This window comes from Phaeobacter sp. QD34_24 (genome assembly GCF_028890115.1).
Classification (GTDB): Bacteria; Pseudomonadota; Alphaproteobacteria; order Rhodobacterales; family Rhodobacteraceae; genus Phycobacter.
Window position 1 is genome coordinate 12,838 of record NZ_JARCJD010000022.1, and the last position, 24,679, is coordinate 37,516.

Here is a 24,679-nt window from a genome sequence, read left to right on the forward strand (position 1 = left end):
CAAGATCAACAAGGAGAGAGTGCTTATGAAACTCACCAAACTGACCGCCCTTGCAGCCTCCACTGCGCTGTGCGCACCGATGGCCTTTGCCGAGATGGCAAACGAGATGACCATCGTATCCTGGGGCGGCGCCTATTCGAACTCCCAGATGAAGGCCTATCACGAGCCCTATGCGGCCAAGACCGGCGTCAAGATCATCAACGATGAATCCTCCGCCGAAGCCGTGGCCAAGCTGCGCGCGATGAACGAAGCGGGCAATGTGACCTGGGACGTGGTCGACGTGGTTGCCGCTGACGCCATGCGCCTGTGCGACGAAGGCCTGGCGCTGGAAATCGATGCCGACACCCAGCTGGCAGCGGCGCCCGATGGCACGCCTGCCTCCGAAGACTTCGGCGAACTGCTGGTCTCCGACTGCTTCATCCCGCAGATCGTCTACTCGACCACCTTCGGCTACCGCACCGACATGGTTGGCGACACGCCTCCGGATGACATCTGCGACGTCTTCGACCTGGAAGCCTATCCGGGCAAGCGCGCGCTGGAAAAGCGTCCGATCAACAACATGGAATGGGCCCTGCTGTGTGACGGTGTTGCCAAGGACGAAGTCTATGACGTCCTGGAAACCGAAGCCGGTCAGGAGCAGGCCCTGGCCAAGCTCGACACCATCAAGGACAGCGTGATCTGGTGGTCCGCAGGCGCCGACACCCCGCAGCTGCTGGCGGATGGCGAAGTCGTGATGGGTTCCACCTACAACGGTCGCCTGTTCTCGGTCATCGAAGAGCAGAAGCAGCCGGTTGCGATGCTGTGGGACGCGCAGGTCTTCGACCTGGACGGCTGGATCATCCCGGCAGGTCTGTCGCCGGAACGTCAGGCCCGCGCCCTGGACTATATCATGTTCGCCACCGACACGCAGCGTCTGGCGGATCAGGCCAAGTTCATCTCCTATGGCCCGGCCCGTGCCTCCTCGGCGCCGCTGGTTGGCAAGCACGCCGATCTGGGCATCGACATGGCGCCGCACATGCCGACCGATCCGAACAACGCCAAGAACACGTCCCTCTTTAACTACGAGTTCTGGGCTGACTACCGCGACGACATCGACGCGAAATTCCAGGCCTGGCTCGCCAAGTAAGCCGGTCTGAAAACACCGCCAGAGAGCGCCCGCCGCTCTCTGGCACCTCACTCTTCGCAATAGGCCGCGTTCGAACGGCCGGAAGAGCAAAACCCGCGGGGGACACGGCGGGGCAATGAACAGGGATAGATATGAGCGACACCACCCAATCCGGCCCGGTGCTGGCGGCTGACGGCACGCCGTTGAAGCGTAGCCTGGCCCGCGCCCTGAGAATGCAGAAACTGCGTGCGCTGATGCTGGTCGCGCCGCTTTTGCTGTTCATCCTTCTGACCTTCATTCTCCCGATTGCGGATATGCTGTTCCGCTCGGTCGAGAACCGGATCGTCGCCGACACGCTGCCAAAGACCGTTGTCGCCCTGCAGGGCTGGGACGCGAACAGCGGCGAGGCCCCGGACGAGGCGGTCTATGCGGCGTTGGCTGCCGATCTGATCGTGGCGGTCGAGGCCAAGACCCATACCCGGCTTGGCACCCGCCTGAACTATGAAATGACCGGGATTTCCTCGCTGTTCCGCAAGTCTGGCCGCAAGGTCAAGAAATGGGACATCGCCGAGGATGCGCCCTTCAAAGAGAAATTCGTCAAGATCGACAAGGATTGGGCCGACCCCGAAGTCTGGCGCACCATCCAGACCTACAGTCCCAAGTACACCAACGGCTATTTCCTGAATTCCATCGACATGCAGAAGGGCGTGGACGGCGCCGAGGCGCGGCCCGAGAATCAGCAGATCTATATCACTCTGTTCCAACGCACCATGTTCATGTCTCTGGTGATCACCTTCTCCTGCATCGTGCTGGGCTACCCGGTGGCCTGGATCCTGGCGAACCTGCCGGCGCGATCGGCGAACTTGTTGATGATTCTCGTTCTGCTGCCCTTCTGGACCTCGCTATTGGTCCGGACCTCCGCCTGGAAGGTGATGCTGCAGCAGCAGGGGGTGATCAACGATGTTCTCGTGTGGCTGGGGCTGGTGGCGGATGACGCGCGTCTGGTGATGATCAACAACCAGTTCGGCACCATCGTGGCGATGACCCATATCCTGCTGCCCTTCATGATCCTGCCGATGTATTCGGTGATGCAGACGATCAATCCGTCTTACCTGCGCGCGGCGAAATCGCTGGGGGCGACCAACTGGACGGCCTTCTGGCGGGTCTACTTCCCGCAGTCGGTGCCGGGTATCGGGGCGGGGTCGATCCTCGTCTTCATCCTCGCCATCGGCTACTACATCACGCCCGAGATCGTCGGCGGCACCAAGGGTGTCTTCATCTCCAACCGGATCGCCTATCACATCTCGTCCTCGCTCAACTGGGGTCTGGCGGCGGCGCTGGGCGCGATCCTGCTGGTGGTCGTCCTGATCCTTTACTGGGCCTATGACAAGATCGTCGGCATCGACAACGTGAAACTGGGATAAGCAACATGGCACTGACACCTGTCACCAACCAAACCCCCGGTTTCACCGCTGCCGTTGCAGCCGGTGCCGGAGCCTTCTTTGGACTTTTCGTGGGCACGGCGCAGGCCACCGGGCTGATCGGCATCCTGATCGGCGCGGCGCTGCTGGGCGTTCTTGGTTTTGTCTTTGCGGGCATGACCGACAAGGAAAAGCCCCTGCGCTGGGCCACCTTCGCACTGTTCCTGGTCCTTGGCTATTTCCTGGGCGGGCTTCCGGCTGCTGTTCTGGGCGGCCTGTTCGGCTGGTTCGCGGGCTGGTTCATCTTCTGGCTTGCAACCTCGCGCTATCGTCAACACCTGGCGCCCTACCTCACGCCGGGGCAGGTGCTGTGGCACTATGCTTTCCGGGTGATCTGCGGCGCGATCTTCGTCTTCCTGATCACCCCGATCCTGGTGGTGATGCCGCTCAGCTTCAACGCCGAGGATTTCTTCACCTTCACCCCGGAAATGCTGCGGTTTGATCCGGCGGGCTATTCGCTGAAACACTACGAGGACTTCTTCACCAATGACGACTGGCAGCAGGCGCTGTGGAACTCGGTGAAGATCGCCCCCATGGCGACGGTCCTGTCGGTGAGCTTTGGCACCCTGGCCGCGATTGGCCTCAGCCAGCCGCATGTTCCGTTCCGCCGGGCGATCATGGCGATCCTGATCTCGCCGATGATCGTGCCGCTGATCATCTCGGCTGCGGGCATGTATTTCTTCTACAGCCGCATCGGCCTGCAGGGGACCTATTTCGGTGTCGTCCTGGCCCATGCGGCGCTGGGCATTCCCTTCGTCATCATCACCGTGACCGCAACCTTGGTGGGCTTTGACCGCTCGCTGACGCGGGCAGCGGCGAATATGGGCGCGGATCCCGTCACCACCTTCTTCCGGGTGCAGATGCCGCTGATCCTGCCCGGCGTGATCTCGGGCGGCCTTTTCGCCTTCATCACCTCCTTTGACGAGGTAGTGGTGGTGCTCTTCGTCGGTTCCGCCGGCCAGAAGACGCTGCCCTGGCAGATGTTCACCGGCCTGCGCGAGCAGATCTCGCCCACCATCCTGGCGGTGGCCACGATCCTGGTGGCGATCTCGATTGCCCTGCTGACCGTGCTGGAGCTGCTGCGTCGCCGCTCTGAACGGCTGCGCGGCATGAGCCCCGGCTGATCGGACCGGATCATTTCAAAACAGAAAGGCCCCGGCGCGATGCACGGGGCCTTTTTCGTTGGGAGGATTGCGGATCAGCGCAGCCGTTTCAGCAGTTTGAATGAGGCAAACCCATCCGGCACCAGCCCCTTGGAGCTTTGATAAGCGCGGATGGCCTCCAGCGATTTTGGGCCGATCTTGCCATCGACACCGCCGGTGTCGAACCCGGCGCGGGTCAGCCTGCGCTGCAGCTCCTTGCGTTCGCGGAAGGTGAGGGAGCGATCCCCGCCCGGCCATTTCGCCTGGAACTCACCGCCGCCCTTGATGCGGTCCGACAGGTGCCCGACGCCGATCACATAGGCATCGGCGGCGTTGTAGCGTTCGATCACCGAGAAGTTCTTGAAGACCATGAAGGCCGGACCATTGCCGCCGACAGGCAGCAGGAGCGCGCCGGAGCCATAGTTGGGCACCGCGCGGCCATCCACGCCAGTCACCCCCAGCTTGGCCCATTCGGCGGGGGATTTCTTGATTGACCGACCCACCAGCCCGTAGTTGAACCCGCGCGGAAGTTTCACCTCTACGCCCCAGGGCTGCCCTTTGACCCAACCAAAGCGTTTCAGGTAGGCGGCAGTGGAGGCCAGCGCATCCGAGGGGTTGTCCGACCAGATGTCGCGCTTGCCATCGCCGGTGAAATCCACCGCGTAAGCCAGGTAGGAGGTCGGAATGAACTGGGTGTGCCCCATGGCGCCCGCCCAGCTGCCGGTCATCTTGCGCGGCGGCACATCGCCCGACTGCAGGATCTTCAGCGCGGCGATCAGCTGCTTTTCAAAGAACTTTCCGCGCCGCCCGTCATAGGCCAGTGTCGCCAGAGACTGGATCACGTCCATGGAGCCACGGTTGTTGCCATAGTTGCTTTCCATGCCCCAGACGGCGACCACCACTTCCTTGTCGACCCCATAAGTGGCCTCGATCTGTTTCAGGCGGCGGCGCTGCTCGCGTAGGGCCTTCTTGCCGTTCTTGACGCGGGTGTCCGAGACCGCGCTGCCAAGGTAATCCTGCAGCGTCTTGGTGAACTCCGATTGGTTTCGGTCGCGGCGGATGACCTCATTGTCGTATTCCACTCCGCGAAAGGCGCGGTTGAAGGTGGCCGTGGTGATCCCCTGCGCCAGGGCCCGTTTGCGAAAGCCGTTGATCCAGGCCTGAAAGGCGCTGTTGGAGGCGACGGGCTGCACCTCTTCGGGCCCATCGATCACAGGCGCAACTTCTCCGGGGCGCGCCACAGGGCGCAGCGAGGTCGCCGCCGCCAGTTGAACCCCGGTCTGATCCTGTGCCATCGGCCGACCTGTGGGGCGCAGGGAGTGATCGGGCGCGGTCGCGCCAGCCAGTGTTCCGGTCGCGGCAAGGGCTGCCGCCGTCATCCAGATCCGCATGTGACATCTACCTTGTGTGTGTACTGCTCAAGGTGAATGTAGCCTTTGCCGGGCACTGGCAAAAGGGCGCAGTCTCATTCCGGGTTTGCGACAGGCGATGCCTCGCCGGTGCCAGGGCGCCATGGATGCGGGATCACTTCCGGCGCTTGCGCTCCACCTTGCGCTTGGTCTTGGCGGCCTTGTGCTTTGATTTGGCGGCCTTGCGTTTGACGGTGCGCCCCGCCGGGCTGCGTCGCCCACGCCCGCCGCCGGTTGGCACCGTTGCATCCTCCACCGACAGCAGCTCCAGTTCCAACCCGCCAGTCACGGGCGCGGCCTGGGTCAGGCGCACGGTGACGCGCTGGCCGATGGCCAGGGTAAAGCCGGTATCGGCGCCCATCAGGGTTCCGGCCTCGGCATCGAAGTGGAAGAACTCGCGCCCGATGGTGCGCACCGGCACCAGCCCGTCGGCGCCGGTCTCATCCAGTTTCACGAAGGCGCCAAAGCGGGCCATGCCACTGATCCGGCCGGTGAATTCATTGCCCACCCGTTCCGACAGATAGGCGGCCAGGTAGCGGTCGGTGGTGTCGCGCTCGGCGATCATCGAGCGGCGCTCGGTTTCCGAGATATGGGTGGCGGTATCGTCCAGTCGCTCGATCTCGTCGGGTCTGAGGCCATCCTTGCCCTTGTCCGGCCCCCAGCCATGGGCGGTGATCAGCGCGCGGTGCACGATCAGGTCCGCATAGCGGCGGATGGGCGAGGTGAAATGCGCATAGTTGCGCAGCGCAAGGCCGAAGTGGCCGAAGTTCTCGGGGTTGTAATAGGCCTGCTGCATCGACCGCAGGGTGGAGATGTTGATCAGCTCTGCATCATCCGTTCCCGCCGCAGCGTTCAGCAGCGCATTGAGATGCCGGGTCTGCAGAACTTGCCCCTTGGCCAGGGAAAGCCCGGCCGCCTGGGCGGTTTCGCGCAAGGCATCGAGCTTGTCCGGCGCCGGTTCCTCGTGCACGCGGAAAACCAGCGGCGTGCGCTTCTGGATCAGGGTTTCGGCGGCGGCCACATTGGCGAGCACCATGAATTCCTCGATCAGCCGGTGCGCCTCAAGCCGGTCACGGAAATTGACCGAGACCACGTGACCATCGTCATCCAGAATGATGCGCCGTTCGGGCAGGTCCAGATCCAGCGGTTGCCGCGCTGCGCGGGCCTTGGTCAGGGCGCGATAGGCGGCGTAAAGCGGCTTGATCACATCGTCCAGCAGGGGCGCGGTCTTGTCGCTGGGGCGCCCATCCATGGCGTCCTGCACCTCCTGGTAGCTAAGTGCCGCGCTGGAGTTGATCAGCGCCCGCATGAAGCGATGGCCGATCTTGTTGCCCTCCGCATCTACCTGCATGCGCACGACCACGCTGGCGCGTGGCACGTTTTCATGCAGCGAGCAGAGATCGCCCGATAGACGGTCCGGCAGCATCGGCACAACGCGGTCGGGGAAGTAGCTGGAGTTGCCGCGCTTGCGCGCCTCGCGGTCCAGTGCTGAGCCGGGATGCACATAGGCCGCCACATCGGCAATGGCGACCCAGATCACATGGCCGCCGGAGTTCTTGGGATCGGTGTCCGCCTCGGCAAAACAGGCATCGTCCCGGTCGCGGGCATCGACGGGGTCGATGGTGATCAGCGGCAGATCGCGCAGATCCTCGCGCCCTTTGAGGCCGATGGGTTTGGCGGCGTCTGCCTCTGCCATGACCTGATCGGGGAATTGGTCGGGAATGCCGTGCTGGTGGATGGCGATCAGCGACACGGCCTTGGGCGCGGAAGGATCGCCGAGGCGTTCCACGATGCGGGCGCGGGGCAGGCCCATGCGCGCCTTAGGTCCGGCCTGTTCGGCCTCGACCAGCTCGCCGTCCTTGGCACCATTGGTGGCATCCGTCGGGACCATCCACTCGGTCGAGGCGCTCTTGTCGATGGGCACGATGCGGCCGCCCTCGGCCCCGGTGCGAAAGACGCCCAGCACGCGCTTGGGGTTGGTGCCGATGCGGCGGATCAGGCGGCCCTCGTAATTGTGGTCTTCACCCTTCACCGCAGTCAGACGCGCAAGGATCCGGTCCCCTTCACCTAAGGCAGGATCCGAGGCGCGCAGGACCAGCAGGATGACCGGCTCGATTCCTTCCCCGTGCCACTCCAGCGGGCGGCCATAAAGATCGCCGTCGCGGCTGGGACGTTTTACCGTCAGGATGGTGACGGGGGGCAGTTGGTCGGGATCGCTGTAGGTTTTCTTGCGCTTTTGCAGGTGCCCCTCTTCCTCCAGCTCCTTCAGCACGCGCTTGAGGTCGATCCGGTCAGCCCCCTTGATGCCAAAGGCCTTGGCAATGTCGCGTTTCGATGTCTGGGTCGGGTGGGCGGAAATCCAGTCGAGGATTTCGGCCTTGGAGGGGATACGGGTCATGAATCCCGCGTATCACGGCGCGCGGGCAAGGTCATCGTGAAAAATCATGGCTCAGGCCCCGCTGCGGCGCAGATCTTCTACCGTGTCGATGTCCTGCAGGGTGTCCGTGCGTGCAATGCGCCAGCCGGGCAGGGTCGCAATGGAATCGGTCAGCGCATGTTCACTGGACCAGCGCACATCCTGAAACAGGTCGCGTGGCAGGCGGGCCGGGTGGCGGGCGCCCACCAGCCAATAGCCGCCATCGGTGGCGGGGCCGAACACGGCATCATGGGGGCCAAGGGCGGAAAAAGCGCGGGCGATATGGGCGCGAGTGATACCGGGAATGTCGGCTCCGATAAGGCACACAGGGCCGTGGGGCGCGGCATTTTGGAGCATTCGTTTCATGCGTTGCCCAAGATCACCGCCACCTTGCGGCAGGCGTGCCAGATCCGTGGGCCAAATCCGAGAGGTGACCGCCCGATCCGGGGCAACCGCCAGAACGATCTGCCAGCGGGGATCGCGCAAGCTGCGGATCAGCCGCGCCGATTGGTGGCGAAACCACCAGGTTGCCGGAATGATGCCGAGGCCCTGCGCCAGCCGAGTCTTGACCCGCCCGGGGCGCGGTTCCTTGATCATGATGACAAGGGTTGGGCGCCTCATGAATCTTCCTTCACCATGTGCTGCCCCAGGATCACCAAGACCTCCGGTTCAGGCGAAATAGTCCTTCAGGATACGGGAGTAGATCGCCTTGAGCTGATGGATCTGGGCGATTTCGACGCATTCATCCACCTGGTGCATGGTCTTGCCCACCAGGCCGAACTCCACCACCGGGCAGTGGCTTTTGACAAAACGCGCATCCGAGGTGCCGCCGGTGGTGGACAGTTCGGGTGTGATACCGGTTTCCGCCTCAACGGCCTTTGAAACCAGATCCGACAGGGCACCGGGGGGCGTGATGAAGCTTTCGCCCGAGATCTTCACCTTCATGTCGACCGAGGTGCCGAACTCAGCCTCGATCTTGTCGGCTTCCGCACGCAGCCAGTCACTCAGGCTGGCGCCGCTGTGGGCGTCGTTGAAGCGGATGTTCACCGTGGCGCGGCTTTGTGCCGGGATCACATTGGTTGCCGGGTTGCCGGTGTCGATGGTGACCACGGCCAGGGTGGAGGCGTCGAAATGTTCGGTGCCCTGGTCCAGCTCGTGGCTGGCAAGGCGATCCATCAGCCGCGCCATGGCATTCAGCGGGTTGTTGGCCCGATGCGGATAGGCGGAATGGCCCTGCTTGCCAGTGACGGTGAACCAGGCCGACAGCGATCCGCGCCGCCCGATCTTGATCATCTCGCCCATGGTGTTGGGGCAGGTGGGTTCTCCCACCAGGCAGACGGACATGGCTTCACCCTGATCCGCCATATAGTCGAGCAGCGCCGTGGTGCCATCCGTGGCATCGCCTTCCTCGTCGCCGGTGATGGTCAGGATCACGGCGCCATCGGGCGGGGTCTCTTTCACGAAATCGATGGCGGCGGCGGCAAAGGCGGCCACCCCCGATTTCATATCCGTGGCGCCCCGGCCATAGAGGATGCCGTCCTTTTCCTCGGCGCCGAAGGGATCGGTGCTCCAGGCTGCCGCATCGCCCACCGGCACCACATCGGTGTGACCGTTGAAACCGAATGTGCGGGCGTGTCCCTTGGCGCCCCAGCGGGCAAAGAGGTTCGGGGTGCCGTTACGGTCGGCGCGGGCGCAGTCAAAGCCTGCCGCGCTCAATGTCCGTTCCAGAAGCTCCAGCGCGCCGCCTTCCTCGGGGGTGACCGAGGGGCAGCGGATCAGATCGGCGGTGAGGCGTGCGGGATCGGTCGGGGTCATCGGACGGGCTCCTGGAATTTCGGCTGATCATGGCCTAGCGCGGATCCTGCCGACGTGCAAATCACGGCGTGGCGCAAATCGGGCAGATCCCGGCAAAATGTGGCGCCGCCAAGGTCATTTCGTGAACCGCGCACTGGGGCGGGGACTCGGAAAAAGAATCGTGTTAATCAGTCGTTAACCAAAAAGAACACGAGGCAGGCAACCCGCCGGGCAGACGGGCGGAGCCAGCATTTCATTCCCAAGAAGGGCCCTCTTTGGAGGGGTAAGCCCGGTGTGCATCCGCGCGGCCGGGGCGGGAGAGATGTGCCTTGCAGCAGTATGGGTGGGACCGTCATGGTGGCAGCATCAGAGCTGAACTACAATCTGAACGCCTCGGCCGACGAGATGGCCGAGGAGATCTTTGGCCCCGGTGTCACGGTGGTGAGCGCCAGCTATTCCGGGGACAGCCGGTCTTCGGGGATCTACTCGGGGGGCGATGCCCTGGCGCCGGGGGCGACGCCGGGCGACACGGGGGTGATCCTCTCTACCGGGCGCGCCGATGACTATACCAATTCCAGCGGCGAGGCGAACCAGCGCCCGAACCAGTCGACCAATACCAGCGGCGAGACCGACAATGCGGATTTCAATGCAGCTGCGGGCGCGCGCACCTATGACGCCTCTTATCTCGATGTGAGTTTTGTCCCGGATGGGGAGGTGATGACGATGCAGTTCATCTTCTCCTCCGAGGAATTTCCGGAATATCAGAACTCAGTCTTTCAGGATGTGGTGTCGGTCTGGGTCAACGGGGAACAGGTCCAGCTGGAAGTGGGCAGCGGGACCGCGACGCCGGACAATGTGAGCGCCACAAACAATCAGAACCTGTACCTCGACAACACGAATGACACCTACAACACCGAGATGGACGGGCTGACGGTCACCATGACGCTGACCATGAATGTCAATCCGGACGCGGTGAACACCATCCGGATCGGCATCGCGGATGTGGGCGACAGTGCCTATGACAGCAACCTGCTGATTGCCGGGGACTCGATCCAGACCGGGTTGGTTGCGAAGACCGATCTGGTCCATGTCCTGCCGGACGGCAGCAAGACCGTCGATGTGCTGGCCAATGATGTGAATGCGGCGGGCGGAACTCTGACCATCACCCATCTGAACGGGATCGCGGTGACAGCGGGATCGCGCATCACGCTCAGCACCGGCCAGGAGGTGGAGCTGAACGCCGACGGGACGCTGACCCTGATCGGGGACGGCGATGTGGAGGATTTCACCTTCACCTATACCGTCGACAACGGGGTGAGTTCTGACACCGGTGTGGTTAATGCAACCTCGATCCCCTGTTTTGTCGCAGGCACCCTGATCCGCACGCCTGGGGGCGATGTACCGGTCGAGAGCCTGGAGCCGGGAGATCTGGTCCTGACCCGCGATGAGGGGCCGCAGCCGGTGCGCTGGGCCGGATCGCGCTTGGTTGCGGGGCAGGGAGAGCTGGCCCCGGTGCGGATCGCTGCGGGCACGTTCGGGGCGCATCGGGATCTTGAGGTCTCGCCCCAGCACCGGGTGCTGGTACGGGGCGCTGCCGCCGAACTGCTGTTCGGCGAGCCGGAGGTCCTGGTGGCGGCACGCGATCTGATCAACGACAGCAGCGTCCGGCGCGCGCCTCAGGCACAGGTGTGCTATGTCCACCTGATGTTCGATCGCCACCAGGTGATCTATTCGGAAGATCTGCCCAGCGAAAGCTTCCTGCCGGGGCCGGAGACGCCCAGCCTGTTCGAACGTCGGGTGCTGGATGAGATCTGCGCCCTGTTCCCTGAGCTGGATCCCGAGACGGGCACAGGATACGGCCCCGCGGCCCGGCGGACCCTGACCGGTGTCGAAGGACGCCTGTTGACGGCGCTGCAGGCCGCCTGACCAGTCGCCTAGCGTTGCCCTCTCTGTGGCGTCAGGTCAAGTCAGGGCAATCACGCTTGCGTGACGCCTTTGGAGCGCCTAAGACTTTTTCCGATTTCCTTAATAAACGGGTCCTGTCGGCTGTGCGCTATCTTCGTTATTCCTGGTTGATCCTGCTCATGCTGTGGGGGCAGGCGATCTGGGCACAGACCCTGACGGTCAATACCGTGACACGTCCGCCGTTTTCGATGGTCGAAAACGGACAGGATACCGGGTTTTCCATCGAACTGGTGGATGCCCTGGCAGATCGCCTTGGCTGGAGCTACGAGATCAACCGCACGGACAGCTTTGCCGAAATGCTGGACGGTGTGCGCCAGGGCGAGGTGGATCTGGCGGCGGCGAATATCTCGATCACCGCAGCGCGGGAAACCGAGATGGACTTCAGCCAGCCGGTGTTTGAAAGCGGCCTGCAGATCATGGTCCATGCCGAAGACGTGCGCCCGCCGTCCCTGTGGCGGGCGATGTTGTCCTGGGATCTGGCGGTGGCAATCGGTCTTGCCTTTGTGGTGCTGTTTGGCGGCGGCATGCTGATGTGGGTGTTCGAACGCCGCGCGCAGCCCTATTTCGACCGCCCCCTGAACGAGGCCTGGTTTCCCTCCTTCTGGTGGGCGCTCAATCTGGTGGTGAACGGCGGCTTTGAAGAGCGGGTGCCGCGCACCCCCATCGGGCGCCTGTTTGGCGTTCTGCTGGTGATTTCCTCGCTGTTCGTCGTGTCCGTCTTCGTCGCCAAGATCACCACCGCCATGACGGTCGAGGCCATCACCGGCAAGGTGAACTCGGTCAACGATCTCTATGGACAGAATGTCGGGACGATATCCGGCTCCACCGCTGCCGGGTTCCTGGACCGTCGGGACATCGATTTCTATGGCTACACCGGCCTGGACGAGCTGATCGACGCCTTCGAGGGCAAAAAGATCGATGCCGTGGTCTTTGATGCGCCGGTGCTGAACTACTATGTCAGCCATCAGGGAGAGAGCCACGGCCGCACCATCGGCTCTGCCTTCCTGCGTGAGAATTACGGTCTGTTGTTCCCGCAGGGCTCTCCTCATACCGAAGAGGTGAACCGGGCCCTGTTGGCGCTGCAGGAAGACGGAACCTACGATCAGATCTACAAACGCTGGTTTGGCGGCGGCAACTGATCGTCTGAGGTATTGGTGCGTCCAAACACTCAGGCCCGATGGGGTCTAGTGGATCGTCGCTTCCTCACCGTCGAAGAAGGGGGTCATCTGCGCCACGATCACCGCGTTTTCCTCTAGCGCGCGCTGCATCAGGGCGCGCTCTTCCTCACCGATCTCATGGCCTTCGGCTTCGCGCTCTTCCAGGGTGCCATAGCCGGTGACATCAAGCGGCGCCGTATCGGCCTGTTTCAGGATCGCGACGCTCTCGCGCACGGCTTCGGCTTCATCCACACCTGAGGCGTAGATCATCAGCGCCGCGCCGGTGGCGCCATCGGGCAGCCCGTCGCCCTCCTTGCGTCCGATCTGGACCAGGAGCGTGTAGACCTGCTGGCGGGAGGTTTTCTTCTTTTCCATGGCCTCGGCATTACGCCTGCAGCGCCCGCCGGTCAATCGGTTTGGCACCCTGGAGGGGCGCGGTTTACCGATCCTAAACGCCCCGTGAGGTAAACGAGAACAAACCGATTTCCAGATTTCGGCACCATCATCCGTTTTGATTGAACCTGCTTGGGATTGACGTCATGCCCACCGCCTCTGAATTGCCTATCGATACCTCTGCCAGCGCATTGCAGATGGCTGAAGCCATGTTTGGCAGCGGCATCTCCATCAACAGCGCCAGCTATACCGGTGCCACCAGTGCCTCGGGCATCTACACGGATGGCGACACGGTGGCCCCTGAGCTGACCCCTTCGGACAGTGGCGTGATCCTGTCGACCGGCCGCGCCGAGGATGTGACCAACAGCAGCGGCGATGTGAATGTCAGCTCCCGCACCACGACCCGCCACGGGGAGGCGGGGGATTCCGATCTCACGGCCCTGGCGGGGATGCGCACCTATGATGCGGCTGTTTTCGAAGCGGAATTCGTCCCCGAAGGCTCGACCCTGACGATGCAGTTCGTGTTCTCCTCCGAGGAGTATCTCGAATATGTCAACAAGGGCTTCAACGATGTGGTCGGTGTCTGGGTCAACGGTGAGAAGGCCGAGATGACCATCGGCACCGGCGATATCTCGATCGACAATATCAATGACGAGTCGAACGAGAACCTCTATGTCGACAACTATCACCGGGATGATACCTACAACACGGAGATGGACGGGTTCACCATCACCCTGACGCTGACCGCGCCGGTCAATGCCGGAGAGGTCAACACGATCAAGATCGGGATCGCGGATGCCGGGGATGACAAATATGATTCCAACCTGCTGATCGCCGGGGATTCGATCCAGACCGCCCTGGTCGCGGGCGATGATGAGATCACCGTCACCGAGGGTGAGTCGGAGGTGTTGGATGTATTGGCCAATGATATTCACACGCCCGGTTCGACCTTGACGGTCACCCATATCAACGGTCAGCCGGTGGGAGTGGGCAGCACCGTGACCCTTGCGAATGGTGAACAGGTCACGCTGAACGCGGATGGGACATTCACGCTCTGGGCGCAACCGGATGTGGAGGATCCGGAAACCACCACCTTCACCTACACGGTGGCCGATGATCTGGGGAACACCGACACCGGCGTGGTCGAGATGACAACGGTGCCCTGTTTCGTGGCCGGCACCCTGATCGATACCCTGGAGGGATCGGTTCCGGTAGAGGCGCTGCAGCCGGGCATGCGCGTGCGCACCCGTGACAACGGGTTCCAGCCCCTGCGCTGGATCGGTCGCAGTCAGCGCAAGGCCAGGGGCGCGGATGCGCCCGTGGTGCTGCAGGCCGGGGCGCTGGGCAGGCATGAGACGGTGGAGCTTTCCCCCTGCCACCGCGTATTTCTGGCCTCCGGTCGTGCCGAGATGCTGTTCGGCACCCCGCAGGTGCTGGTGAAGGCCAAGGATCTGGTCAACGGCAGCTCTATTCGCCGCCGCATGGATGGCGCTGCGGTTACCTATGTCCACCTGCTGTTTGACCGCCACGAGATCGTCTGCGGCAACGGGCTGTTCAGTGAAAGCTATCATCCCGGCGCCGAGACCGCCGGTAGTTTTGATACGGAGACCCGCGCCGAGATCCTGCGCCTGATCGGGGGCGATTGGTCCGCCTATGGCCCCTCTGCACGGCCTGCGTTGAAAAGCTACGAGGCCGAGCTGCTGTTGCAGGCAGGTTAGGAGCCTGTGCGCATCTTGTAGCCGGGGTGGAACTGCATCCGCACATAGGTGACGGGTTGCTCCTGAAACCAGGTGCTGCGCTCCATCAGGAACAGCGGCGCACCCTCCCGCGCGCCCAGGAAGGCGGCGATCTCGGCCTCTGCGGGGACCGCGGACAGGGTGATTTCCGCATCTGAGAAGGGCACCTGCGCCAGCAGCCATTCGTTTGGTCCGGTTCCAGTGAAATCCGCCTGAGCGACTTCGGGAATGGCCGCGATATTGATCCAGCGATCCTCGTGCTGATAGGGGCTGCCATCGGCGTAATGCATGCAGATGAGATGCAGGACTTCGGCCCCGGCGGGCAGGCCCATCTGCGCCGACAGCCAATCCGGCGCCGCGACGATCTCGCGGCTGACCAGCCGGTAGCGATAGGCGGCGTTCATATCCTCCACCTGCTGGCGGGTGATGCTGATCGTCAGCCGCGCCTGTTTCACAGGCGCCGTGGCCACCCGCGTGCCGCTTTTGCGTTTGCGGTCGATGATGCCCTGATCGGCCAGTTCGCGCAGGGCGCGGTTGACGGTTGCGCGGGCGCAGCCGAATTCCTCTGACAGCTCCTGTTCGGTGGGCAGCAGGGCGCCTTGGTCCCAGATCCGATCCTGAATGCGGCGCAGCACCTCGTCCCGGACCTCTTTGTAATTGGTCTTCTTGTCTGGCTGCACCGGCGATCCTGTTGCTGGCTGAAGGGAGGGTGTCACGTCTTTCTCGGCGTCTTGAGCGGTTTTGTAAAGCTGTGCGCTCAGAGAGCTGCGCGCAGGTCGGCCATCGCCTGGCGGTAGGCGGCCAGAATTCTGTCGCGTGCCAGGTGGCGTCCCTCCTTGACCTGATGGCGCCCGGCGCTCCAGACATCGGTAACGGTGCCCTCCCCGGCGGCAAAGCACAGCCCGTCCAGCAATTGTGCGGGGTCGAGTGCGCAGAGGGCGGGGTGCGTACTGTCGATGGCGACAAGATCGGCCAGGGCACCCGGTTCGATCCGCCCAGCAGTGCGGCCCAGGGCCTGCGCACCGCCTTCTGCGGCACCCAGATACAGGCTCTCCCCGACCGAACCCGGGCCGGGCACCATCACATTCCGGCACAGATCACGCAGGCGTTGGGAATATTCCAGCAGGCGCAGCTCTTCCGGCAGGGCAATCCGCAGGTTGGAGTCCGAACCGATCCCGAAGCGCCCGCCATGGGACAGGTAGGCGGCGCCGTTGAAGGGACCATCGCCCAGGTTGGCCTCGGTGATGGGGCAGAGCCCCGCCACCGCACCCGAATGGGCCAGCGCCCGGGTTTCAGCCTCGGTCATATGGGTGGCATGGATCAGGCACCATTTCGGATCCACCGGGGCATTCTGTAGCAGCCATTCCACCGGGCGCGCACCCAGCCAGCCCGTGATATCGGCCACTTCTGCAGGTTGCTCGGCGATATGGATGTGGAGGGGCACGCCGTCCTGCAGGGCCAGAACATCCCTTAGGTCTTCGGGGCAGGTTGCGCGCAGGGAATGGGGTGCGATGCCGACGACTGTATCGGCGGGCAGATTGCGGTGGGCAAGGCTGCGGATCTGCTCCACCAGATCGGCGTATTCCGCGCCCGAATTGCCAAAGCGCAGCTGCCCCCCGGCAAGGGGCTGGCGACCGGCACCACCATAGGAATAGAGTACCGGCAGATGGGTGAGGCCGATGCCCGTCTCGGCAGCGGCGGCGAAGATGCGCTGACTCAGCTCGGCACGACTGGCATAGGGCGCGCCGCCGGGCTGGTGGTGGACATAGTGAAACTCTCCCACCGCCGTGTATCCGGCTTCCAGCATCTCCATGAAGGTGAGCGTCGCGATGGCCTGCATCTGCTCTGGCGTCAGGTGATCCAGAAAGCGGTACATCAGCGCGCGCCAGGTCCAGAAACTGTCCCGCCCCTCCGCACGGTGCTCGTTCATCCCCGCCATGGCGCGTTGAAAGCTGTGCGAATGCAGATTGGCAAGGCCGGGCAGCAGTGTGTCGACTCGCAGATCCCCGGCCCGGGGCGTGCAGCCCGTATCAAGGCGGGTGATGATCCCGTCTTCGATGCAGAGCCGCAGACCCTGCTGCCATCCGGCGGGTGTGCGGGCCTGCGCGGCAAAAATTGTCTGCATGAGACCACCTTATGTATAGACATAATATCGATATGCTCATATCACACTGCCATCAAGCATTTTCATGAGGCGTGAATGGACGATGCATCTCCCTATGTGCTGATTGGCGGATCGGCTGCCACGATGGCTCTGGATGGTCCTGCCTATGGGTTGATCCCCGAGGCAGCCCTTGCGGTCGAGCATGGATCGATTGCCTGGGTCGGGCCGGAGGCCGAGTTGCCCGGCGCCTTTGACACATGGCGGCGTCAGGATCTGGAAGGGCGGCTGATCACGCCTGCACTGATCGATTGTCACACCCATCTGGTCTTTGCCGGTGATCGGGCGCGGGAATTCGAGATGCGGCTGAACGGCGCCACATACGAGGAGCTGGCGCGCGCGGGTGGGGGCATTGCCTCGACCGTTGCCGCGACCCGCGCCGCCAGCGAAGAGGAGTTGATCCGGACGGCCCTGCCGCGCCTTGATGCGCTGATCGCCGAAGGGGTGAGCACGGTCGAGGTGAAATCCGGTTACGGGCTGGACCGGGAGACCGAGCTGACCATGCTGCGCGCCGCCCGTCGGCTGGGGGAGTTGCGTCCGGTGACCATCACCACGACCTTTCTGGGCGCCCATGCGGTGCCACCCGAATATGAGGGCCGCGCCGAGGCTTACTTGAGCGAGGTCTGCCTGCCGACATTGCGCGCTGCCCACGGCGAAGGTCTGGTCGACGCGGTGGACGGGTTCTGTGAAAACATCGCCTTTTTGCCCTCGCAGATTGATCTGGTGTTTCAATGCGCCTCTGAACTGGGCTTGCCGGTCAAACTCCACGCCGAACAGTTGAGCCACCAGGGCGGCACGGCGCTGGCCGCGCGCCATCGGGCGCAGTCGGTCGATCACCTGGAATACGCGACAGAGGCGGATGCCATTGCCATGGCCGAAGCAGGGAGTGTCGCGACCATTCTGCCCGGTGCCTATTACACGATCCGCGAAACCCAGGCGCCGCCCATCGCGCTGTTTCGCAAACATGGCGTGCCGATGGCGCTGGCTACGGACTGCAATCCCGGATCCTCGCCCATGACCTCGCTGTTGATGGCGATGAACATGGGCTGCACCCTGTTTCGCATGACCCCGGAAGAGGCGTTGGCCGGGGTCACCAGTCATGCCGCTCGTGCGCTGGGACTGCGGGATCGTGGCCAGATCGCGCCGGGGCTGCGGGCGGATCTGGCGGTCTGGGACGTGCAGCACCCGGCCGAACTCTCCTATCGCATCGGCTTCAACCCGCTCCACATGCGCATCTTCGGAGGTCAACCATGCTGCAACTGAGCCCCGGCACGGTATCGCTGCGCGTTCTTGAAACCATCTACCGGGGTGCGGAGCCTTTGTGCCTGGATCCCGCTGCCCGCGCGGGCGTTGAGGAGGCCGCCCGCATGGTGGCCAAGGCCGCAGAGGGAGATGCGCCGGTCTATGGGATCAACACGGGTTTTGGCAAATTGGCCTCGACCCGGATCGCGCCGCAGGATACGGCGCTGTTGCAGCGCAACCTGATCCTCAGCCATTGCTGCGGCGTGGGCGATCCGCTGCCCGCCGACAAGGTGCGGCTGATGATGGCGCTCAAGCTGGTGTCATTGGGGCGCGGCGCCTCGGGCGTGCGCTGGGCGGTGATCTCGCAGATCGAACAGATGCTGGCGTGTGGTGTGCTGCCTGTTGTGCCCTCGCAAGGCTCTGTCGGGGCTTCGGGGGATCTTGCGCCTCTGGCCCATATGGCGGCCGTGATGATCGGCGAAGGGGAGGCAACGGTGGATGGTCAGCGCATGCCCGGCGCCAAGGCCCTGCAGCAGGCCGGATTAGAGCCTATTGTCTTGGGTCCGAAAGAGGGGTTGGCCCTGATCAATGGCACCCAGTTTTCCACCGCCTGCGCCCTGGCCGGGCTGTTCGATGCCTGGCGCCTGGCTGAAGCCTCTACCGTTGTGGCGGCGCTGACAACCGATGCGATCATGGGTTCCACGGCGCCACTATTGGCCGAGATCCACGCCCTGCGCGGCCATCCAGGCCAGATCGATATCGCCCGCGAGATGCGCGCCCTGATGAAAGGCAGCGAGATCCGCGACAGTCACCGCAATGGCGACAGCCGCGTACAGGATCCCTATTGCATCCGCTGCCAGCCACAGGTTCTGGGCGCGGCGCTGGATGTCTTGCGCATGGCCGCCCGCACGCTGGAGGTGGAGGCCAATGCCGTCACCGACAATCCGCTGGTGCTGACCGAGGCCGGGCGCATCGTCTCCGGTGGCAACTTCCATGCCGAATACGTGGGGTTTGCCGCCGATCAGATCGCCCTGGCGCTGGCTGAGATCGGCGCCATCGCCCAGCGCCGCGTTGCACTGATGGTGGATCCCGCGCTCTCCTTTGACCTGCCGCCGTTCCTGACGCCGAAACCTGGCCTCAACTCGGGCTTCATGATTGCCGAGGTGACCACTGCCGCCCTGATGAGTGAGAACAAGCACCTGGCGAACCCTTGTGTGACCGATTCAACGCCCACCTCGGCCAACCAGGAGGATCACGTCTCCATGGCGGCCCACGGCGCGCTGCGGCTGGGGCGGATGGGACAGAACCTGTCGGTGATCCTTGGCGTCGAACTGCTCTGCGCGGCGCAGGGGGTCGAGGCGCGTGGGCCATTGGCGACCTCCTCGCGTTTGCAGGATGTAATGCGGTGTTTGCGCGCCGAGATCCCGCCTTTGGCGGAGGATCGCTACTTGGCGCCCGAGATCGAACTGGCAAGCGAGATGATCCGCGCAGGTCGCATCACCCGTGCTGCCGGGCTTGAGGTGCCGCTATGATTGATGTGACGCGCGGTGCATCGCCCCTTGTGCTGGGGCTTCCCCATACCGGCACCGATGTCCCGGTCGAGGTTTGGGACAGGCTGAACGAGACAGGCCGCGCGCTGGCCGATACCGACTGGCATGTGCACGATCTTTACGCCGGTCTGGTCGATGGGATCACCATGGTCCGCACGCGGATCCATCGCTACGTGATCGACGTGAATCGCGATCCCGAGGGGCACAGCCTTTATCCCGGTCAGAACACGACAACACTTGTGCCCCGGACAGATTTTGACGGGCGATCAATCTGGCAGGATGGGGCCGAACCGGACGCGGAGGAAATCGTACGGCGTCGGGTTCTTTATCATGCGCCCTATCACGCTGCGCTCGAGGCCGAACTGCGCCGGGTCCGCGATCTGCATGGCTTTGCCATTCTCTTTGACTGCCATTCGATCCGCAGCCAGATCCTCTTCCTGTTCGATGGGCGGCTGCCGGATTTCAACATTGGCACCAATCGCGGTAGCACCTGCGATCCGCAGATCGAGGCGCAGGTTCTGCAGCGCTGCGAGGCTGCCGAAGGCTATTCCTCCATCCTCAATGGCCGCTTCCTTGGTGGCTGGACCACCCGCCACTATGGCCGCCCCACTGACGGGTTTCATGCCATCCAGATGGAGCTGGCGCAGGCCACCTACTGCGATGAAGTCCCGCCCTGGAGCTATGACAGCTCCCGCACCGAGCGGCTGCGTGCTCACCTGCGTCCCATTCTGACAGACCTGATTTCCTGGAGGCCGACATGAGCGATCCCCGCAAGAACAACCGTGATATCTATCCGCCCACCGGCCCTGAAATCAGCGCCAAGAGCTGGCTGACCGAGGCGCCCTTGCGGATGCTGATGAACAACCTGCACCCCGATGTGGCCGAGAACCCGCATGAACTGGTGGTCTATGGCGGCATCGGGCGGGCGGCGCGAACCTGGAAGGATTTCGACCTGATCGCCGACAGCCTGCGCAGCCTGGAAGAGGATCAGACCCTTCTGGTGCAATCGGGCAAACCCGTCGGCATTTTCCAGACCCACAGGGACGCGCCGCGCGTGCTGATCGCCAACTCGAACCTGGTGCCCCGCTGGGCGACCTGGGATCACTTCAACGAACTCGATCGCAAGGGGCTGATGATGTACGGTCAGATGACCGCCGGGTCCTGGATCTACATCGGCACGCAAGGCATCGTTCAGGGCACCTATGAAACCTTTGCCGAGGCCGGGCGCCAGCATTATGGCGGCGATCTTTCTGGCAAGTGGATCCTGACCGGCGGTCTTGGCGGCATGGGCGGCGCGCAGCCCCTTGCGGCGGTGATGGCCGGGGCCTGCTGCCTTGCGGTGGAATGCAACCCCGACAGCATCGATTTCCGCCTGCGTACGCGCTACCTTGATGAAAAGACCGACAGCCTGGACGAGGCGCTGTCGATGATCGACCGTTGGACGGCAGCGGGTGAGGCGAAATCCGTCGGTCTTCTGGGCAATGCCGCCGATGTCTTTCCCGAACTCGTGCGGCGCGGCATCCGCCCCGATCTGGTGACCGATCAGACCTCGGCCCATGATCCTGTGAACGGCTACCTACCGCAGGGCTGGACCATGGGAGAGTGGATCGCAAAGCGTGAAACAGACCCCAAAGCCGTGGAAAAGGCCGCGCGCGCCAGTATGAGGGTGCAGGTCGAAGCCATGTGCCAGTTCCACGCCATGGGCATTCCCACCGTCGATTACGGCAACAACATCCGCCAGATGGCGCTGGAGGAGGGGCTCACGAACGCATTCGATTTCCCCGGCTTCGTGCCTGCCTATATTCGCCCGCTGTTCTGCCGCGGCATCGGCCCCTTCCGCTGGTGTGCCCTGTCCGGTGATCCCGAAGACATCCGCAAGACCGACGCCAAGATGAAAGAGCTGTTCCCCGACAACGAAGGCCTGCATCGCTGGCTGGATATGGCTGAGGAGCGGATCGCCTTTCAGGGCCTACCCGCGCGGATCTGCTGGATCGGGCTGGGCGACCGTCACCGGGCCGGGCTTGCCTTCAACGAGATGGTCCGCAATGGCGAGCTGTCCGCGCCGGTGGTCATTGGCCGCGATCATCTCGACAGCGGCTCAGTCGCCTCGCCCAACCGCGAGACAGAAGCGATGAGGGACGGATCGGACGCGGTGTCGGACTGGCCGCTCTTGAATGCACTTCTGAACACCGCCTCGGGCGCGACCTGGGTGTCGCTGCACCATGGGGGCGGGGTCGGCATGGGCTTTTCGCAGCATTCCGGCGTGGTGATCTGTTGCGATGGCAGCGAAGACGCCGACCGCCGTATCGCACGGGTGCTGTGGAATGATCCGGCCACCGGCGTCATGCGTCACGCCGATGCGGGATATGAGATCGCCAAGGACTGCGCGCGCCAGCACCAGCTGACTCTGCCGGGGGTTCTCTAACGAAAAACGCGCCCCGGATGGGGCGCGTTTCCATGATTGCCAGTCAAGGCCGGGATCAGTCGCGCAGCAACTCGTTGATGCCGGTCTTGGAGCGGGTCTGCGCATCCACGCGCTTCACGATCACCGCACAGTAGAGGTTGATGCCGTTCTTGGAGGGCATGGAGCCGGAGACCACCACCGAATAGGGCGGCACTTCGCCGTACATGACTTCGCCGGTCTCACGGTCGACGATCTTGGTCGATTTGCCGATATAGACGCCCATACCCAGAACCGAACCTTCGCGCACGATGCAGCCTTCGACCACTTCCGAACGCGCGCCGATGAAGCAGTTGTCCTCGATGATGGTGGGGCCGGCCTGCATGGGTTCCAGCACGCCGCCGATGCCGACGCCGCCCGACAGGTGCACGTTCTTGCCGATCTGCGCACAGGAGCCGACGGTGGCCCAGGTATCGACCATGGTGCCCTCATCGACATAGGCGCCGAGGTTCACGAAGGAGGGCATCAGCACCACGCCCGGCGCGATGAAGGCGGATTTGCGCACGACGCAGTTGGGGACCGCGCGGAAACCGGCGGCCTTCCACTGGTTTTCACCCCAGCCTACGAATTTGCTGTCGACCTTGTCCCACCAGCCGGAGCCCTGCGGGCCGCCGGACTGGATTTCCATGTCCTTGATGCGGAAGCCCAGCAGCACGGCCTTTTTTGCCCATTGGTTCACGTGCCAGTCGCCGTTCTCCATCTTTTCGGCCACGCGCAGGCTGCCGCTGTCGAGCGCGTTCAGCGTATCCTCGATCGCCTCGCGCTGCTCGCCGGTGGTGGCGGGGGTGATGGTGTCACGCGCCTCCCAGGCGGCTTCGATTGCGGTTTCCAGCTGTGCGTTGGACATGGGTGTATCTCCGGCAAGAATATGGTTTCGCGCCTACATAACGGCATTTGTGGTGAAGGTCATGTGCCGATTGCGGTGATCGGGTGCCGTTGGGCGGCCCCGGACGATCTATCGCACCCGGCGCAGGTGGCGGCGCAGGATTTCGCATCCCGCCGCCGCATCCCGCCGCCGCATCGCCTGAACAATGGCGGCGTGATCCTTGTCCGCGCGCGGGCGCCACTGGTGTTTCCAGTTCGCAAACAGGTGCCGGGCCGAGGCGATGTGCAGATCGTCGATGGCCGCCAGCAGGCGCGGCATGGCGCAAGGCGACAGGATGGTACGGTGAAACTGCCGGTTCAGCCGTTCCCAGGAGGCCATATCGGTTGCCTCGTCGCAGGCGATGCGGGCGGCATCGGCCGCTTTGACATCCGCATCGCTCAGCCGGGCAAAGGCGTGTGTCAGCGCCAGCACCTCCAGCGCCACGCGCATTTCGATCACCTCGCGGATTTCGGCGGGATCGAGCGCGCTGACACGGGTGCCCCGGCGCGGCTGCGAATAGGCAAGGCCATGCGCCTCTAGCCGCAACAGGGCTTCGCGCACCGGCACGTGGCTGGTGTCGAAGGCGCGCGCGATATGGTCCTGGCGCAGCTTTTCGCCCGCGGGCAGTTGCCCGGTGACGATCTGTTCGCTCAGTGCGGTGTAGATCCGGTCTGCGATCGTGGCGGTCATGATCCTGCGATAGGGTGCCTTTGGTCCTGCGGCAAGCCTTAGCCCTGCGGTGCAAGCGGATCTGGGGCGATATTGCCACCACAGACCAGCACAGCCACACGTTCGCCGGGGGCGGGCTGATAGGCGCCGGACATCAGGGCCGCCAGCGCGGTGGCGCCCGCCGGTTCGGTCAGGATGCGCCGCTCCCGCCAAAGCGCCGACTGCGCCGCAGTGATCGCCTCGTCCGATACGGTCACCGAGGTGACACCCTTTTCCCGCGCCAGATCAAAGCAGATCGAACCGATGCGCTTGGCGCCCAGCGCGTTCGCGGCAACGCCCGAGACCTCTACGTCCAGCGGAGCGCCCGCGTCCAGTGCCGCATGGAGCGCGCAGGAGGTTTCGGGCTCCACCGCGACGATCTTCTTGCGGCCACCGAACCAGGCCAGGGCTCCGGCAATCAGCCCGCCGCCGCCCACCGCGATCACCACGGTATCGGCCTCAAGCCCCTGGTTTTCCCATTCGGCAAAACATGTGCCCTGACCCGCGACCGTGCCGGGGGCATCATAGGCGTGGACTTGCATCGCGCCGGTTTCGGCTTCGTAGGATTGAGCCTGTTCCAGCGCATTGGCATAGGCGCCGGGCACCACCTGCAGGTCGGCGCCCGCATCGCGGATCAGGGAGATCTTGGCGGGACCAGCCATTTCCGGCACGTAGATCCGCGCCTTGTGGCCAAGCTGGCTGGCGGCATAGGCGACGGCCGCGCCATGGTTGCCGCCCGAGGCCGCCACAAGCCCCGCTTCGGGCACCTCACTGCTCAGCAGCGTGTTGAAGGCCCCGCGCGCCTTGAAACTGCCGGTGTGCTGCATGTGTTCCAGCTTCATTTCAATCGGATAGCCGAGACCAAAACCCGTCGTTGTCAGAACAGGAGTTCGCTGAACATACGAGCGAACCCGATCCGCCGCCCGCGCAATATCACCGTGCCAATTCATGTTTCGAAGCCTTCTTCTTTGAAAGGGGGCCGACTTGGCCAGAAGGAGTGTTAGCGCAGATCATGCGGGGAAAACAACATCCCATGCCGTCAAGATAGCGCGGCGCGGGGCATGTTCGGGCAGGTCGATGTGAACACAACCCAT

Annotated in this window: 20 protein-coding genes; 10 read left to right on the top strand and 10 right to left on the bottom strand. The window is 63.7% G+C overall.

Annotation, left to right across the window (positions count from 1 at the left end; all coding sequences use genetic code 11):
• The first annotated feature begins 25 nt into the window (after window positions 1-25).
• The 3 genes from PXK07_RS15840 (at window position 26) to PXK07_RS15850 (ending at window position 3,710) form a co-directional block, all read left to right on the top strand.
• Window positions 26-1,126, top strand: a complete 1,101-nt coding sequence (locus PXK07_RS15840; RefSeq protein WP_274849338.1) for an extracellular solute-binding protein — start codon at window positions 26-28, stop codon at window positions 1,124-1,126.
• A gap of 131 nt (window positions 1,127-1,257) precedes the next feature.
• Window positions 1,258-2,529, top strand: coding sequence for an ABC transporter permease (locus tag PXK07_RS15845; RefSeq protein ID WP_274849339.1), 1,272 nt, complete (start codon window positions 1,258-1,260; stop codon window positions 2,527-2,529).
• Window positions 2,530-2,534: 5 nt separating this feature from the next.
• Complete coding sequence (locus PXK07_RS15850) at window positions 2,535-3,710, top strand: ABC transporter permease (RefSeq protein WP_274849340.1); 1,176 nt, start codon at window positions 2,535-2,537, stop codon at window positions 3,708-3,710.
• Between the two features lie 74 nt (window positions 3,711-3,784).
• Here PXK07_RS15850 and PXK07_RS15855 read toward each other — a convergent pair whose 3' ends face one another.
• The 4 genes from PXK07_RS15855 to dapE form a co-directional block, all read right to left on the bottom strand.
• Window positions 3,785-5,119, bottom strand: a complete 1,335-nt coding sequence (locus PXK07_RS15855) for a lytic murein transglycosylase (protein WP_274849341.1) — start codon at window positions 5,117-5,119, stop codon at window positions 3,785-3,787.
• A 133-nt stretch (window positions 5,120-5,252) separates the two neighbouring features.
• Window positions 5,253-7,535 carry a ribonuclease R gene (rnr, locus tag PXK07_RS15860; protein ID WP_274849342.1) on the bottom strand — a complete coding sequence of 761 codons (2,283 nt, stop codon included), beginning with the start codon at window positions 7,533-7,535 and terminating at the stop codon, window positions 5,253-5,255.
• Window positions 7,536-7,586: 51 nt separating this feature from the next.
• Entirely contained in the window at window positions 7,587-8,174 is a 588-nt protein-coding gene (locus PXK07_RS15865; protein WP_274849343.1) for a TIGR04282 family arsenosugar biosynthesis glycosyltransferase, read from the bottom strand.
• Window positions 8,175-8,222: 48 nt separating this feature from the next.
• On the bottom strand, window positions 8,223-9,368 hold the full coding sequence (dapE, locus tag PXK07_RS15870; protein WP_274849344.1) for a succinyl-diaminopimelate desuccinylase: 1,146 nt from the start codon (window positions 9,366-9,368) through the stop codon (window positions 8,223-8,225).
• 333 nt (window positions 9,369-9,701) lie between these two features.
• Between dapE and PXK07_RS15875 the strand changes: the two genes are divergently transcribed.
• Both PXK07_RS15875 and PXK07_RS15880 read left to right on the top strand, forming a co-directional pair.
• Window positions 9,702-11,273: a Hint domain-containing protein gene (locus PXK07_RS15875; protein WP_274849345.1), complete on the top strand. Its 1,572-nt coding sequence runs from the start codon at window positions 9,702-9,704 to the stop codon at window positions 11,271-11,273.
• A 122-nt stretch (window positions 11,274-11,395) separates the two neighbouring features.
• A complete protein-coding gene (locus PXK07_RS15880; protein ID WP_446728389.1) occupies window positions 11,396-12,451 on the top strand; it encodes a transporter substrate-binding domain-containing protein in 1,056 nt (351 codons plus the stop codon).
• 45 nt (window positions 12,452-12,496) lie between these two features.
• Here PXK07_RS15880 and PXK07_RS15885 read toward each other — a convergent pair whose 3' ends face one another.
• Entirely contained in the window at window positions 12,497-12,844 is a 348-nt protein-coding gene (locus tag PXK07_RS15885) for a hypothetical protein (protein ID WP_274849346.1), read from the bottom strand.
• A 164-nt stretch (window positions 12,845-13,008) separates the two neighbouring features.
• Here PXK07_RS15885 and PXK07_RS15890 point away from each other — a divergent pair, with 164 nt between their 5' ends.
• A complete protein-coding gene (locus PXK07_RS15890; RefSeq protein ID WP_274849348.1) occupies window positions 13,009-14,580 on the top strand; it encodes a choice-of-anchor L domain-containing protein in 1,572 nt (523 codons plus the stop codon).
• On the opposite strand, the gene PXK07_RS15895 is transcribed toward PXK07_RS15890, so the two are convergent.
• Window positions 14,577-15,278: a GntR family transcriptional regulator gene (locus PXK07_RS15895; RefSeq protein WP_274849349.1), complete on the bottom strand. Its 702-nt coding sequence runs from the start codon at window positions 15,276-15,278 to the stop codon at window positions 14,577-14,579. The genes PXK07_RS15890 and PXK07_RS15895 overlap by 4 nt on opposite strands.
• Before the next feature lie 77 nt (window positions 15,279-15,355).
• Window positions 15,356-16,723 (bottom strand): formimidoylglutamate deiminase, encoded by a 1,368-nt coding sequence (locus PXK07_RS15900; RefSeq protein ID WP_274849351.1) that lies wholly within the window; start codon window positions 16,721-16,723, stop codon window positions 15,356-15,358.
• 75 nt (window positions 16,724-16,798) lie between these two features.
• Here PXK07_RS15900 and hutI point away from each other — a divergent pair, with 75 nt between their 5' ends.
• The 4 genes from hutI to hutU are packed head-to-tail and all read left to right on the top strand — an operon-like array spanning window position 16,799 to window position 21,976.
• Complete coding sequence (gene hutI / locus PXK07_RS15905) at window positions 16,799-18,022, top strand: imidazolonepropionase (RefSeq protein ID WP_274849352.1); 1,224 nt, start codon at window positions 16,799-16,801, stop codon at window positions 18,020-18,022.
• Window positions 18,010-19,533, top strand: a complete 1,524-nt coding sequence (hutH, locus tag PXK07_RS15910) for a histidine ammonia-lyase (RefSeq protein WP_274849353.1) — start codon at window positions 18,010-18,012, stop codon at window positions 19,531-19,533. The genes hutI and hutH overlap by 13 nt, the downstream gene beginning before the upstream one ends.
• On the top strand, window positions 19,530-20,312 hold the full coding sequence (gene hutG / locus PXK07_RS15915) for an N-formylglutamate deformylase (protein WP_274849355.1): 783 nt from the start codon (window positions 19,530-19,532) through the stop codon (window positions 20,310-20,312). Before hutH ends, hutG begins: the two co-directional genes overlap by 4 nt.
• Window positions 20,309-21,976: a urocanate hydratase gene (hutU, locus tag PXK07_RS15920; RefSeq protein ID WP_274849356.1), complete on the top strand. Its 1,668-nt coding sequence runs from the start codon at window positions 20,309-20,311 to the stop codon at window positions 21,974-21,976. The genes hutG and hutU overlap by 4 nt, the downstream gene beginning before the upstream one ends.
• A gap of 55 nt (window positions 21,977-22,031) precedes the next feature.
• Here hutU and dapD read toward each other — a convergent pair whose 3' ends face one another.
• The 3 genes from dapD to PXK07_RS15935 all read right to left on the bottom strand — a co-directional run bounded on the left by dapD (window position 22,032) and on the right by PXK07_RS15935 (window position 24,535).
• Complete coding sequence (dapD, locus tag PXK07_RS15925) at window positions 22,032-22,859, bottom strand: 2,3,4,5-tetrahydropyridine-2,6-dicarboxylate N-succinyltransferase (protein ID WP_274849357.1); 828 nt, start codon at window positions 22,857-22,859, stop codon at window positions 22,032-22,034.
• Between the two features lie 108 nt (window positions 22,860-22,967).
• Window positions 22,968-23,567 carry a GntR family transcriptional regulator gene (locus tag PXK07_RS15930; protein WP_274849359.1) on the bottom strand — a complete coding sequence of 200 codons (600 nt, stop codon included), beginning with the start codon at window positions 23,565-23,567 and terminating at the stop codon, window positions 22,968-22,970.
• Window positions 23,568-23,605: 38 nt separating this feature from the next.
• Entirely contained in the window at window positions 23,606-24,535 is a 930-nt protein-coding gene (locus PXK07_RS15935; protein ID WP_274849360.1) for a threonine/serine dehydratase, read from the bottom strand.
• Window positions 24,536-24,679: the final 144 nt, after the last annotated feature.

Bases quoted from the DNA above. Each gene is read 5' to 3' on its own strand.
- PXK07_RS15840 (WP_274849338.1), top strand. From the start codon at position 26: ATGAAACTCACCAAACTGACCGCCCTTGCAGCCTCCACTGCGCTGTGC.
- PXK07_RS15845 (WP_274849339.1), top strand. From the start codon at position 1,258: ATGAGCGACACCACCCAATCCGGCCCGGTGCTGGCGGCTGACGGCACG.
- PXK07_RS15850 (WP_274849340.1), top strand. From the start codon at position 2,535: ATGGCACTGACACCTGTCACCAACCAAACCCCCGGTTTCACCGCTGCC.
- PXK07_RS15855 (WP_274849341.1), bottom strand. From the start codon at position 5,119: ATGCGGATCTGGATGACGGCGGCAGCCCTTGCCGCGACCGGAACACTG.
- rnr (WP_274849342.1), bottom strand. From the start codon at position 7,535: ATGACCCGTATCCCCTCCAAGGCCGAAATCCTCGACTGGATTTCCGCC.
- PXK07_RS15865 (WP_274849343.1), bottom strand. From the start codon at position 8,174: ATGAGGCGCCCAACCCTTGTCATCATGATCAAGGAACCGCGCCCCGGG.
- dapE (WP_274849344.1), bottom strand. From the start codon at position 9,368: ATGACCCCGACCGATCCCGCACGCCTCACCGCCGATCTGATCCGCTGC.
- PXK07_RS15875 (WP_274849345.1), top strand. From the start codon at position 9,702: ATGGTGGCAGCATCAGAGCTGAACTACAATCTGAACGCCTCGGCCGAC.
- PXK07_RS15885 (WP_274849346.1), bottom strand. From the start codon at position 12,844: ATGGAAAAGAAGAAAACCTCCCGCCAGCAGGTCTACACGCTCCTGGTC.
- PXK07_RS15890 (WP_274849348.1), top strand. From the start codon at position 13,009: ATGCCCACCGCCTCTGAATTGCCTATCGATACCTCTGCCAGCGCATTG.
- PXK07_RS15900 (WP_274849351.1), bottom strand. From the start codon at position 16,723: ATGCAGACAATTTTTGCCGCGCAGGCCCGCACACCCGCCGGATGGCAG.
- hutI (WP_274849352.1), top strand. From the start codon at position 16,799: ATGGACGATGCATCTCCCTATGTGCTGATTGGCGGATCGGCTGCCACG.
- hutH (WP_274849353.1), top strand. From the start codon at position 18,010: ATGCTGCAACTGAGCCCCGGCACGGTATCGCTGCGCGTTCTTGAAACC.
- hutG (WP_274849355.1), top strand. From the start codon at position 19,530: ATGATTGATGTGACGCGCGGTGCATCGCCCCTTGTGCTGGGGCTTCCC.
- hutU (WP_274849356.1), top strand. From the start codon at position 20,309: ATGAGCGATCCCCGCAAGAACAACCGTGATATCTATCCGCCCACCGGC.
- dapD (WP_274849357.1), bottom strand. From the start codon at position 22,859: ATGTCCAACGCACAGCTGGAAACCGCAATCGAAGCCGCCTGGGAGGCG.
- PXK07_RS15930 (WP_274849359.1), bottom strand. From the start codon at position 23,567: ATGACCGCCACGATCGCAGACCGGATCTACACCGCACTGAGCGAACAG.
- PXK07_RS15935 (WP_274849360.1), bottom strand. From the start codon at position 24,535: ATGAATTGGCACGGTGATATTGCGCGGGCGGCGGATCGGGTTCGCTCG.